Annotated in this window: 12 protein-coding genes; 9 read left to right on the top strand and 3 right to left on the bottom strand. The window is 54.5% G+C overall.

What is annotated here, in order from left to right:
- Nucleotides 1-301 precede the first annotated feature (301 nt).
- From FWJ25_RS13450 to FWJ25_RS13410, 9 genes are all read left to right on the top strand, one after another.
- On the top strand, nt 302-1,885 hold the full coding sequence (locus FWJ25_RS13450; protein ID WP_149600774.1) for a flavin-containing monooxygenase: 1,584 nt from the start codon (nt 302-304) through the stop codon (nt 1,883-1,885).
- 294 nt (nt 1,886-2,179) lie between these two features.
- The gene (locus FWJ25_RS13445) at nt 2,180-4,012 is read left to right on the top strand and encodes a phospholipase effector Tle1 domain-containing protein (protein WP_188093631.1); all 1,833 of its coding nucleotides are present in this window, start codon (nt 2,180-2,182) and stop codon (nt 4,010-4,012) included.
- Nucleotides 4,013-4,024: 12 nt separating this feature from the next.
- Nucleotides 4,025-4,615 (top strand): DUF2931 family protein, encoded by a 591-nt coding sequence (locus FWJ25_RS13440; protein WP_246166824.1) that lies wholly within the window; start codon nt 4,025-4,027, stop codon nt 4,613-4,615.
- Between the two features lie 141 nt (nt 4,616-4,756).
- Entirely contained in the window at nt 4,757-5,614 is an 858-nt protein-coding gene (locus FWJ25_RS13435; RefSeq protein ID WP_149600771.1) for an RNA polymerase sigma factor, read from the top strand.
- Nucleotides 5,604-6,359 carry a hypothetical protein gene (locus FWJ25_RS13430; RefSeq protein WP_149600770.1) on the top strand — a complete coding sequence of 252 codons (756 nt, stop codon included), beginning with the start codon at nt 5,604-5,606 and terminating at the stop codon, nt 6,357-6,359. Before FWJ25_RS13435 ends, FWJ25_RS13430 begins: the two co-directional genes overlap by 11 nt.
- Nucleotides 6,360-6,432: 73 nt before the next feature.
- On the top strand, nt 6,433-8,055 hold the full coding sequence (locus tag FWJ25_RS13425; protein ID WP_223163250.1) for a vWA domain-containing protein: 1,623 nt from the start codon (nt 6,433-6,435) through the stop codon (nt 8,053-8,055).
- Nucleotides 8,056-8,289: 234 nt separating this feature from the next.
- Complete coding sequence (locus FWJ25_RS13420; protein ID WP_188093630.1) at nt 8,290-9,237, top strand: ankyrin repeat domain-containing protein; 948 nt, start codon at nt 8,290-8,292, stop codon at nt 9,235-9,237.
- 36 nt (nt 9,238-9,273) lie between these two features.
- Nucleotides 9,274-9,474 (top strand): hypothetical protein, encoded by a 201-nt coding sequence (locus FWJ25_RS13415; RefSeq protein ID WP_149600767.1) that lies wholly within the window; start codon nt 9,274-9,276, stop codon nt 9,472-9,474.
- A 7-nt stretch (nt 9,475-9,481) separates the two neighbouring features.
- Complete coding sequence (locus tag FWJ25_RS13410) at nt 9,482-9,994, top strand: hypothetical protein (RefSeq protein ID WP_149600766.1); 513 nt, start codon at nt 9,482-9,484, stop codon at nt 9,992-9,994.
- A 39-nt stretch (nt 9,995-10,033) separates the two neighbouring features.
- On the opposite strand, the gene FWJ25_RS13405 is transcribed toward FWJ25_RS13410, so the two are convergent.
- From FWJ25_RS13405 to scpC, 3 genes are all read right to left on the bottom strand, one after another.
- Nucleotides 10,034-10,558 (bottom strand): hypothetical protein, encoded by a 525-nt coding sequence (locus FWJ25_RS13405; RefSeq protein ID WP_149600765.1) that lies wholly within the window; start codon nt 10,556-10,558, stop codon nt 10,034-10,036.
- A gap of 57 nt (nt 10,559-10,615) precedes the next feature.
- Nucleotides 10,616-11,206, bottom strand: coding sequence for a hypothetical protein (locus FWJ25_RS13400; RefSeq protein ID WP_149600764.1), 591 nt, complete (start codon nt 11,204-11,206; stop codon nt 10,616-10,618).
- 94 nt (nt 11,207-11,300) lie between these two features.
- Nucleotides 11,301-12,815: a succinyl-CoA:acetate CoA-transferase ScpC gene (scpC, locus tag FWJ25_RS13395; protein WP_149600763.1), complete on the bottom strand. Its 1,515-nt coding sequence runs from the start codon at nt 12,813-12,815 to the stop codon at nt 11,301-11,303.
- Nucleotides 12,816-12,934: the final 119 nt, after the last annotated feature.

Below are 12,934 nucleotides of genomic sequence, written 5' to 3'. Positions count from 1 at the left end.
GTGACTGACAGGGCAATTGGGAGAGGAGTGTCCAAAACTGTGCGGAGCCATGGATGGCGGAGCCCAAGCGACACATGGATGTGCTTGAGCGGGTTTTGGACACTCCTCTCCCAATTGACCAAACTCCAATTCCCATAGGCAGGGAAGGACAACCCCCTGTCTCTCAGGGCCATTCCAGTCAAATTCAGATTGCGTGAGTATACAAGTGTCTACTTTTCTATGTATACATGTGTCTACCGGTCATCGTGACCGCAAAGACAATAACAGGCAAGGCCCGAATGGCCTCTGAAGGAGAACAGCAATGACACACAGCGCGCAGATCGCCATCATCGGTACCGGGTTTTCCGGCCTGGGCATGGCCATCAAGCTCAAAGAGGCCGGTTTCCATGACTTCGTGATCCTCGAGCAAAGTGATGACGTTGGCGGTACCTGGCATGAAAACCATTATCCGGGTTGCGCCTGCGACGTTCAGTCCGCCCTGTATTCGTTCTCCTTCGAGCAAAACCCCAACTGGAGCCGAATGTTTGCTACCCAGCCGGAAATTCAGGCTTACCTCCGCCACTGCGCCGAGAAGTATGGCCTGATGAAGCACGTTCGCCTTAACACCAACGTGACCGGTGCTCGCTGGGATGATAAGACTTCCGGCTGGACCATCGAGACCTGCGATAGCCCGACACTCTGGGCCTACATGGAAAAGAAAGGCCTGAAGCCGGGCGATGAGCTGGATCGCAAGGATAAATCCCTGCCAAAGTTCAACGAACTGAAGGCCGATATCGTCATTTCCGGCATGGGGGGGCTCAGCACCCCGGCCTATCCTCATATTAAAGGTATCGAGACCTTCACAGGCACCAGCTTCCACTCTCAGGATTGGGATCACGACTATGATTTCCGTGGCAAGCGTGTTGCGGTGATTGGTACCGGAGCCTCTGCCATTCAGTTTGTGCCCGAGATAGCAAAAGACGCAGGCCAGCTCGACCTGTATCAACGAACACCTCCGTGGATCATGCCGAAGCCGGACCGCGAGATTCGTCCCCTTGAGAAGGCCATGTTCCGAAAATTCCCGCAGACCCTGAATGCTTTCCGTCAGAGTATTTACTGGATGCTCGAAGCCCGGGTGTTGGGCTTTGTCGGCAATCCGCGAATCCTGAAGGTCGGTGAGCTCCAGGCCCGTCGCCACATCCGCAGCCAGATCAAGGACAAAGAGCTTCGCAAGAAGGTCACTCCGGATTTCCATTTTGGCTGTAAGCGGGTTCTGATCTCCAACAACTACTACCCGGCGCTGGATCAGGACAATGTTGATGTACTGACCGATGGTATCCGCGAAGTAAAAGGCAATGTGATTGTGGATAACCTGGGCAATGAGCGGGAAGTGGACTGCATTGTCTACGGCACTGGTTTTAAAGCGCAGGATCCGATTCCCCGGGGAATGGTTTTCGGCCGCGGTGGGCAGGATCTGCTTGATGCCTGGAAAGAGGGCGCCGAAGCCTACAAAGGCACCACTGTGGCAGGCTTCCCCAACTTCTTCATGCTGATGGGGCCGAATACCGGTCTCGGCCACAGCTCCATGGTGTACATGATTGAATCTCAGGTGCAGTACGCCCTCGACGCCATCAAGAAAATGCTGCATCGCCAGTGGAAGAGTGTTGAAGTAAAAGAGGGCGCGATCAGCAAGTACAACGCCTCCATTCACGCCAAACTGGGTGACTCCGTCTGGCAGACCGGATGTAAGAGCTGGTACGTGAACGAAAATGGCAAAAACACCACCCTCTGGCCAGGCTTCACCTGGCAGTTCCGGCAGCAGACCAAGCGCTTTGATGCCGAGCAGTATATTTGTGAGCCTGCTACGGCACAGGTAGACAACGCCGAAGCGGTATTGGCGGGATAACCACTTGAATATGAACCTCAGGTGACATAACGTTCTTCGCTCGACACGCCACGGATCCGGTGTGTCGAGCGATAGCGACCCAGGATGGGGCGCTTCCAGTAAACAGGGAACGTTATGTTTATCAAACACTTCTTTGATCTCCGGCCTGAGGAGTTGCCTCTGGTCGAAAGCCCGCGAGTTGCGGCTGAAACGGTTCGTAAAGAGCTGTCTGCGCCCTACACCTCCCGAGCATCACTGTTTTTCTATCCCTTACCGGGGCTCAGTCCTGAGCAGGCCAAGCGGCACCCCCAGCAGTTGATCGACAAACTCTCCACGGGACACTTCTGCCTGGTGTATTCCGGAATTGGTAGCGATACCCCAAGATGCCCGGCCGTATGCTGGCAGACCTCAACAGCAGGTTCCGACGGTGGCCGTTGGCAGAGTGGCTTGTTCGGTGATTCCATTCCTGGACTCGAAAATACTATCGAAACGTTGAACCGGAAGGCGCTCACGCCTGCGGATCTGGAGCAAATCCGTAGCCCGGGGCGGTGTGATGGGCCGAACCCAGGCAGCACCGTTCAGAAAGTCGGCGACCATTCAGGGCCTTCCGATCATAAACAGCTTCTACCTCTGGGAGCTGCTGCAAGCGTATTGCCAGTCGCTGCAGCTGCCATGGACGAGTCCAAGCCGGATGAACGTGAGGGTGTACATATTGTTCTCGGCCTGTTTACCGATGGCACCCTGAATAATGTGGACAATATTGAAGCCTTTCGAAGAAAACTCATGGCTGAATGCGTGGAACCCGCGAAGGACGATCCGTCCCGTCTGGAGGAATGCCGTGACCGTCTGGCGATGCGGATGGGCGAGAGTTATGCCAATGCACCGACAAATGTCGTGAAGCTGTTTGATTTATACAAAGAAGGAGAAGCGACAACAGAGGCGAAAAAGACTCTTGTTGTGAAAGCCTATCAGCCGGGTGCCGGGACCAAATCGGGAGATAATGATTCGATCATTGGAATGGCCACCGGATTGGGACAGACGGGGGTGCCTGCGCAGGTAGCGGGGCTGTTCTCGGAGGCAGCGATCAGAATATCGGATATCGCAGGAAGGTCGCGGATCGAAAGCCTGACGGTCGATCTTTTTGGCTTTAGCAGAGGGGCGGCTGCGGCACGCCATGCAGTTAATGAGATTCTCAGAGGAAGGGGCGGTGGCCTGGCCGACGCCCTGTCACGGTCAGGACTGGCCTGGCCGGCAGAGGTAAAGATTCGTTTTGTTGGGCTGTTCGATACTGTCGCAGGAATCGTAAATCCTCAGAATCTGGATTTATCTCCCGGCAATGACCGTAACTCCCCGGTGGAGCTTTTCTTGAACCCGGAAAAGGTTGAGCAGGCGGTTCACCTGGTTGCATCAGACGAAAAGAGGGCCAACTTTTCGCTGAACAGCATCAAATCCTCTGAAGACAGCATTGCAGATAATTTTCGGGAAATTTCTTTGCCTGGAGCACATTCAGACATAGGCGGCGGATACCAGGATCTCATGACGGAAGATCTGCTGCTGTATCCCATGCTAAGCATCAGAGGCACAGATGTCCGTTGGCCTGAGCAAACAGTTGAATGGGATAACCTCGAAGCTTTGCGGGCCAGAGTGGAGTCGGAAGGGTGGATTGGCGCCCACAGCATGAATCTGCCGAACGGAAACAAGCCGTCTCTGGGGATTGAGCGAGAGCGTGACGAACACCCTTTGCCGGACGGGCGGGTAGATTTGCGGCTGCGGATGCAGCGTATGGTCCGGGGAGAGTATTCGCGTCTATCACTCCGCTTGATGTATCACTTGGCGGCGGAAGCAAATGCCCCTTTTTATGATATTGATGAAACGGACGAATCATTGGTTATTCCGGAAGATCTGATTCCATTTTTCGGTTGGCTGATGCAAAAAAATGCTTCGGGCGAGCTAGAGCTATATGAGGACTACCCTGACGCCGCAATGTTGAGGCAGCGATATATGCACCATTCGGATCATTTCAACCTAACTGAGTTCTTGATTGGTGACATGGCGGCTGCCGTTGAGTTTCCTGTTCAACAGCTACATCCATTTCGGCCCGCCCTATCTCGTGAGAGAGCGGTCTATTTCAATAACGGTGTTAATTGAGAGATGTTGATCATGAAAGGGATGATTACGGCTTTATGTTTGTTGATGACGGCCTGTAGTTCATATCAGACATCGGAGGAGGAAATAATCTGGAGATTTCAGGTTGCAACACCGAAACATTACGATGTTTGGGTAGAGCATCTGGAGTTTGAGCGTTCCGGTGTTCGTCACTGGTGGCATCCGGTAGGAGGCATGAGTTGTTGTTGGAAAGGCCCGGACGGGCCTACTGGTGTTTTAGGACGCATGGAGCCTTTTCCCAATTTTGTGGCCATCCAGTGGTTTTCGTTCGCGGAGCAGGTGTTTTACCAGCGGTTGATAGAGATCCCTTCTGAATGGAAAGAGCAAATGCGTGCGCTTGCGCCCATGGTCACACACGTTGACGTTCGCATGAGACCGCGGTACATCCTGGCGTTTGGTTTGGCTCCGGGGGGAGAGATTGTAGTTTGGATGAAGAATCAGATTGGCAATGAAGTCGAGTTGGCTCGCTTTCAAGCCAATGAAATTGCAGGCGATAAATCCGCGTACCAAGCCAGAACAGAGAGCTATCTTCAGGAACACGGCGGCTACCTGAAGCAGCACGGGATTCCAACGACTGGCTGGTAGATCCCGAACCAAAATACCCAATTTGGGCAAAAGAATACCCAAATTGGGTAGAAGGAAATGCTGGCCTCTAGACCTCTCACTGGAAGTCTCCCCCTGATTACGTTAAAACTGGCTGGGACTCCCAAAATTCAATAGGTTGGCATGGCATCCAGTAATGATCCCGGAGATTCGACAGACTGGTCTTCTGTGATTTTCGATCCCGCTTTTATGGCGGGGCTGGAGCGCATGGCAGCAAAGCGTTTTGTGCAGCCCGGGCTGAAGGATGAAGCCGTTACAGCCATGATCGAAGCGCTCAGTGAGGATGATTGGCAGTGCTTTCAGAGCTTCACGGGTAAAAGTCAGCCGTCCACGTTTGCCTATTCCATTGCCAGCCGCGCCATGGAAGACTTCGCCCGCCGTCGTTTTGGTCGCCCGCGCCCGCCCGCCTGGTTGCAGGAGTTGGGGCATGCGTGGGTAAAGCTGTGGCACATGCTGTGTCTGGAACGCCAGTGGCCGGAAACGATCAAAACCCGTCTCGCCAAAGATTTTCAGGAAGGCCTGATCGAGCAGGTCATCCGCACCATCAAACAAAAGATCCCCCGCTGTGGCGAACCCGGTTTCGCCGAGTGCTGCACCACCGAACTGGGTCTGGAGCAGTTGCCCGACGATCAGGGTGCTTCCCTCAACGCCAGCCTTCGCCATGCACAGAGGGCGAGAGCAATGGCTCTATTGAGCCAGTTGCTGGGTCAGTCTGAAACATCAGAACAGATGTGTCCGTCTAATACCGAAGAGGCACTGGATGATATTGATACCCTGCTATCCCTCAGTGCAGATGACCGCTTGTTGCTGTCACTGAGTTACGAAGATGGGTTGTCCAGCCGCAAGATAGCCGAACTCCTCGATATCAGCGCGGCCACGGTACAGCGTCGCTTGCAGGGCATCCGCGCCGAGCTTCAGGATTGTTTGCAGCAACTGGGAATCGACGGCGTTACCGATCTGGAGAGTGAGTTTGGCCAATAGCACCGAAAAAACAGTCATTCAGGCGTTGCTAAAGAAGCAGCCGCCGGAGTTATGTGGCCAGCCTTTGTTTTCCGGGTTCGAAAGTGAGGATGCCATCCTGGCGGCCTTTGTGGAACGGGGGCTTAACCCGGAACAGGAGCAGGCTGTTAAAGAAGCCCTGTCCACCAATCCACTGTTGCGCCAGCAGTGGCAGTCCGTTCGTGAAGCCCGGGCAAGACAGCCTGCCGTTGGCCGCACATGGCTGAAACCGGGCTTGGCCCTTGGCGGAGTGGGCATGGTGGCCAGTCTGGCCTTGGTAGTTGTGATGGTCTGGACAGGCAAAGAGCCAGAGCCGCAGTTGGCAGCGAAGCGGGAAGTTCGCGCCCTGGCGAATGTGGCGTCGGCACCTGACTATGCGGCCCAGCCAGTGCCACTATCCACCTGGACGGCCTTTTTGAGGGTGTATGCCGGGGAGCAAAGCCCCGCGACACCGATGGACAAAAGCGCGCAGCTGTTTGCGGAACTGGCTGAGCACTTGCGCACCCTGGAATCAGGCGTTTGCCGGGATGGAAGCAAACCGGATGCCGAAGACATGATGCCTGCACAGTCCCCGTGGGCTCTGTTAGCGAAACGCTTCAATTCGGAGCTGGGGCCGCTCACTCCGAAAAACGATGCCGATTGGTGCCAGCTTGGCTCGGTGCTGAAGCAAAAGGCACAGCAGGCCCTCATAGAAAATGACAACCAATCCCCAGTGCCCAGGGACTGATTTGCGCTTTGATTGGATGCATTTTCGTCTCGTGTCCGTCAAAGAAGGAAACACTGTCGAAAAGGAGATTCCCTTGAAAAAATTACGGTATGTTGGATTGGGCCTGATTGCAGGCAGCCTGTTGTTGGCCTGCTCAAGCGAGCCTGTTGATAGGTCGCCGATCGCGAAGAAGGAAGCGTTAGCGTCTTTTGGATCTCAGGCCAAGATGGTCGAGTCCCGCATGTCGGTTGATATGGCCATGGCGGCTCGACTGCGGCAGGGCGCCGGGCAGATCGCAGAGTCCCGGGATCGCTTTGAGACCGTCGAGGAAAACCGGGTTTATCGAGTGGCTGAAGAGCCTGTTTCCACGTTTTCTTCTGATGTGGACACGGCTTCCTACAGCTTTTCCCGCCGCCGGTTATCGTCAGGGCGTTTGCCTGAGCCGAATGCCATTCGTCTTGAAGAATGGCTGAACTACTTTGACTACGATTACCCCGTTCCCACTGATCCGACCACGCCCTTCAGGCCCCAGGTCACCGTCACAGATTCACCCTGGAAGGAAGGCAATAAGCTGGTGCATATCGGCATTCAGGGTTATGAACTGCCGGAAACAACCCGGCCGCGGGCCAATCTGGTCTTCCTGCTCGATGTGTCCGGAAGCATGAGCGCAGACGATAAACTGCCCCTGCTCAAACAATCCCTGACCATGATGCTCGATGACATGCCAGAAGACGATACCGTGGCTATCGTGGTTTACGCAGGCGCGTCGGGTGTCGTGCTGCCGCCGACGTCGGTGAAGGAAAAAACCAAAATCCTGATGGCGTTAAATCAGCTCCAGGCCGGAGGCTCCACCGCCGGAGGCGAGGGTATCAAGGTGGCGTATCAGCTGGCGGAAGCGAACTTCGATGAAGACGCCGTTAACCGGGTGTTGCTGGCCACCGATGGCGATTTCAATGTCGGCGTCACTGACAGGAAAACCCTGGAAGGCCTGGTTGCCCGCAAGCGGGAAAAAGGTATCTACCTGTCAGTATTGGGCTTTGGGGAAGGCAACTACAACGATCACCTGATGCAGACGCTGGCCCAGAATGGCAACGGTGTAGCGGCCTACATCGACAACCTGAATGAAGCCCGTAAGGTGTTGGTCACGGAAGCCACGTCATCCCTGTTTCCCATCGCTGAGGACTTGAAGATCCAGGTGGAATTTAACCCCGCCACCGTTCTGGAATACCGGCTGCTGGGCTATGAGACTCGCGCGCTGGAGCGGGAAGACTTCAATAACGACGCGGTTGATGCCGGTGATATCGGTGCGGGGCACAGCGTCACGGCCATTTATGAGATTACACCGGTCGGTGGTACGCCGTTGATCACGCCTTCACGATATGAAACCAGGCCGACGCAAGAACAGGGCAAGGGAAAGTCCGGTGAATATGCCTTCCTGATCCTCCGTTACAAGCTCCCGGGGGAGAACGTCTCCAAACACATGGAAAAGCCGATTCCGGCCCACAATACGCCTGTTGACGAAACATTACGCACTCAGGAAACCGCCTTTGCCACCGCCGTAGCGGGCGCGGCCCAATTATTGCAGGGTGGCAAATACACCGGTGACTGGTCGCTGGACGATGCGATTGATCTGGCCCAGGCTAATCGGGGTGACGATCTTTATGGCTACCGGGCCGAGTTTGTTCAATTACTGCGTCTTGCCGGAGCAAGTGATTAATCGGTTCTTATTCTCGGAGAGTATGCTCTTCAATATCATCTGGCGTATGGAGTTTATGGAATGGGGCGCGTAATACTGCTGTTGGTTTGTATTCTGGGGCAGCCTGCTTGGGCTGCCAGTACCGCAACGACTAATGTGTTTCACCACGTACAAGCAGGTGACAGTTTTGAGGTAGAACGCTGGATCAGAAAGGGAGGAGATCCTTCGTATATTTACCACCAGAAAGGGGAGGGTATGAGGCATGACAAGACCTTCACCCCGATGCATGCAGCTTTGGCGTGGGCCGATTATAAGGATGACCCTGTCGATGTGGTGCGAGTGCTCCTGAAATACAACGCTGACATAGACTACTTTGCCGACCTGAATCTGAAATACGCGACAAAGGATTCGTTCAGCATCCCCCCGTTATATCGGGCTGTGAGCAAGGATCAGGTGGAGTCTGCCAGGGCCTTGATAAAGGCGGGAGCCAAAACCCAATACGATTATCGGAAGTTTGATGAGCCAGAGCTGGACAAGAGTGATCCGGCGTGGGTTTTTGGTAATGAAAAAGCCTGGAAAAAGCGCGCGGCATTGGTGAGCTATGTGGATTCTGTTGCCATGACTCGAATGCTGCTCCAGGAAAAGGTCTTATCGCTGGCAGACGTTGCCGCGACGTTGGATCAGAGGAAGGATTTCGTCCCGCAACCGGGATACTCGCAACTGGTCGAAGAGTATTTTCAAACATTGGGTGGGTTCACCAAAAAACTGAATTCCCTTCCTGAAAGTGATCAAACGTTACTGAACACAATGAACAAAGCGAAGTTCAAGCTGGTCGGTGCTTTGATGTATGTCGAGGATGAGAAAGGGTGCGAAATGGCTGAAGCCCTCTTGGACGAAGCCGGCAGGAGTGTGGATCTCGGGGAAGTCGTTGCCGCTAAGGCAAGTCCCGTTTGTTACCAGTATTTCAAGCGGCAGGGAGCTCCGTGGCCGGAATCGGCAAAGCAGCTCGGAGTGGGCCCTTTGCACGTGGCGGTGAAATTCAACAATCACAGGCTGGCAGCCTGGCTGATCGAGCAAGACCCGGATCTGTTGAACAGCCAGGACAATGAAGGCCGGCGTCCTCTGCTCTATTCCCAGAATGATGCCATGGTGAAGTTTTTGCTGGACCATGGGGCGACACCGCCAGAAGCGTGGACGAAGTAACATTCCGGCCTGGGCCGATTGAAGTGATGGTTTGCAATGAGCGATGAGAAGCGAAAGGTTATGACGATATCCGCCGCGACTATGGCCCACCTGGAGCTGCAACCGGGCGATCGATTTGCGCTGCGCTATGACATCAAGGAGCGGTTGCATGCTGATCGCTCGGGCGTCTTGTACCTTGCTGTCGAGAGAGCGACCGGTGAGGAAGTGGAGATCCATGTTTTACATCCGGGCAGGTAAGCGGATTATGCAGAGGAAATTGTGCAGCGTGCTTTTCCTGATGGTGGCTGTTAGCGCCCCTTGGGCAGATGCGGGTTCGTTGGAGAAGAAAGAAATGACCGTGCCAGAGGTGGCGGATTTCTCCGATTATCCGGTGGAAGTCTCCACCCAGCGGTTGCAGCGAGTGGATTTCGACAGCCATCCGGACGCCGCCAGCTTCAAAACCCGTTTCCGGACGCTGGAAGGGCGCTCAGCCAATTTTGCTGGCCATTACCTGTTGCTCTACTGGGGCTGTGGCACCAGTTGCCAGCAGTTTTCCATCGTGGATGTCGAGACAGGGCAGGTCTTCATGGATGAGAACTGGTCAACGTCCATGGGCGTCTGTTTTCGGGAAGACAGTGCATTGCTGATTACCAATCCGGGCGCCGGTGAGTCTGCGCGGGTGGATAGCGGGTATTACCTGTGGGATGGCGGCGAACTGAAGCCTCTCGGGCGCGGTGCGGTGAAGGGACCGGGTGACTGTGATAGCGCCTATGAATAAAAGGATACACGCTGTCTGCGCCATCAGTGCCGCGTCCTATTAGAATTTAATTCGGGTCATGTAATCCACCTTTGTCGCGTCCGCTCTCTCGAGCGGCCCTTTTGTGCCTGCTGCAGTGGTGTTCCTTCCTTGGCGGGCCGCCGCGTCACTGGTCGGGCATTGCATATCAAGCCCGCACGAGTCGTTTTCGTTCAAATAGATGGCTGCCTCGTAAAAGCTGTATTTTTTGCCCTTATAGATAATCCTGAGATCTTCCAGCGCACCGCTACTGTTAGGAAGAATTACAAACCGGCCTTTCTCTAGAATATCGAAAAAGAATTCCTTGAGGGCTTCTGTTTTGGCAGTCAATTTGAAAAGGGTGTCGTTGTAGTCTTTGCCGAATTTATCTTTTGAAAAAGCCGACACCGTATCGCCATAAACCCGGATCGAGATGATTGGTTGATCGCCATAGTAAGTTGACCGGATTTTCAGCCCCTCCGATACCTTGAAGATCTGATCGTAGGCATAGGTGTTCGTCGAAAAAATCAGCAATATAACCATTGCTGCTGTGATGAAGGTTTTCATGTTTTACTTCTCCACGATTCACAGAGATAGTCGGTGGATGCCTCTGGCGCTGCGTGTTCAGGGCTGTTGAGGGGGATCAATATCGGGATCGTTGTCCAGATTGTACCAGTCGGAGTCTGGCGAGAAGCCATCTGTGGTTATGCTGGAAGCATCATCTGATACGGGTGCCGCGATGGTCTTGCATGAAACAACGCGCCCTTTTTCAAAGGCCAGCTCCAGGTAGTTCTGTCCGTTTGCGCCAGAGTTTGGGCTGAGGGTCAGTGTACCTGTGTAATCCAGCGCCAGGTTGATGTCCTGGTAGTGCCAGTAGCCCATTCCGGCGTCGGTGGCCTCGACGCCATTGAGTGGCGGCAAGGTGTAATCACCAAGGGCCTCGTCCATCAGAGCGTCTGATTCGCTCCTTTCTTGATGCCAGGTTCGGTGTATGCGTTTTCGCGCAGGAGGAGTATGGCCGACGGTCAGGTAGTCCAGATACAACCGTTCGTCATTGATATCAAAATGCGCGACAAAACCCGCCCAGTTGGAAGAGTCTGTATCTTCGGGGTGAATGTCGTGGTCCCAGAGTGAGAAAAGTGCCTTGTCTGCGGAGAGCAGGACGTAGCTTTCGCCCCTGAAGCGTACGTATTCCGTTGGTACTTGATCTGTCATGTCGTCAGACGATTACCCCGAAGGGCCCTTGTTACCTTGGTTGGGTAACTGTAGGCCCTAAATGGACAAAAGTGAACGCCAGCGCCTCGCCGGATCACATCTGCCCGGTTTCCTCAAAACGCTGATGCCAGCTCAGGGCTTCACCCAGCAGGTGGGGGGTATGCATGCCCCGGCCGCTGGCACAGGCTCGCTCGAAATAATCTCGCAGTTTCGGGCGGAAGTCCGGGTGGGCGCAGTTTTCGATAATGTTCAGTGCGCGCTGGCGTGGGGGCAGTCCCCGAAGGTCGGCAAGTCCCTGTTCGGTAACCACAATCTGCACATCGTGTTCGGTGTGGTCCACATGAGAAACCATGGGCACAATCGCGGAAATGGCTCCGTCTTTAGCGGTTGAGGGCGTCATGAACACGGAGAGGTAGCCGTTGCGGGCAAAGTCACCGGAGCCGCCGATACCGTTCATGATTCGGGTGCCCATGACGTGTGTGGAGTTCACGTTGCCGTAGATGTCAGCTTCGATCATGCCGTTCATGGCAATGATGCCCAGTCGCCGGATGATTTCCGGATGGTTGCTGATTTCCTGGGTGCGCAGAACGATGCGATCACGGTAGAAATCGATGTTATCGGCCAGTTCCTGGTTGGCTTCCGGACTCAGTGAAAAAGCCGTTGCTGATGCTTTTGCCAGTTTGCCGGATTTCAGCATGTCCAGCATGCCGTCCTGAAGCACCTCGGTGTAGGCTGTGAGGTTGTTGAAGGGGCCTTCATTCAGACCCGCCAGTACCGCATTGGCAATATTGCCCACGCCGGATTGCAAGGGTAGCAGGTTGGCGGGCAAACGCTTTTTCTCCACTTCACTGGCGAAGAAATTGAGTAGGTGTTCTGCGATTTTGCGGGATTTTTCGTCCGGCTCACTGAAGCGTGAATTTCGGTCCGGCGCGTTGGTCTCTACTACCGCGATCACTTTTTCCGGCGGACACATCAGGTACTTTTCGCCAATGCGTTCATCCGGTTGCGTCATCTGGATTGGTTTGCGGCGAGGAGGCAGGGCGGTGCCATAGTAGACATCGTGCATGCCCTCGAGGCCCGCGCTCTGCCCGTGGTTCACTTCCAGGATGACCTTGTCGGCCTGGTCGATCCAGGTTTTGTTATTACCGATGGAAGACGACGGGATCAGCCGGCCGTCTTCGGTAATGCCCACAATTTCGATGACGGCGATATCCAGCTTGCCAAAGAAGCCGGACCAGGCGTGCTGGGCAACATGAGAGAGGTGGATGTCGATGTATTCCATCTTGCCATCGTTGATTTTCTGACGGCAGATGGGGTCGCTCTGGTACGGGAGGCGCAGTTCAATACCGTCCACCTCAGCGAGGGCGCCATCGAGTTCCGGAGCGGTTGAGGCCCCTGTCCAGACACTGATACGGTAGTTTTCACCCTGTGCCCGGTGAGCGCGGATGTGTTCTGCCAACGCTTGTGGAACGGCTTTGGGGTATCCGGCGCCAGTGAAACCACTCATACCAACATTGACACCTGAAGGAATCAGGGCAGCCGCTTCCGTGGCGCTCATTACACGTTTGCTCAGTGTGGGACAGAGAATTCGGGAAGCCGTTGTTGCCATGGTTGCTCCAGATTGTGGTTATGATTTTGAGTCAAAAAAAGGATGGAGATTTTACCATATCGATAGGTATCTATGATTAATACTTATGGTGGTATGACCAGATAAGTTTTCTTGCGTAC

The organism is Marinobacter salinexigens (assembly GCF_008370345.1).
Classification (GTDB): domain Bacteria; phylum Pseudomonadota; class Gammaproteobacteria; order Pseudomonadales; family Oleiphilaceae; genus Marinobacter; species Marinobacter salinexigens.
This window is presented reverse-complemented; position numbering and strand designations above follow the sequence as displayed.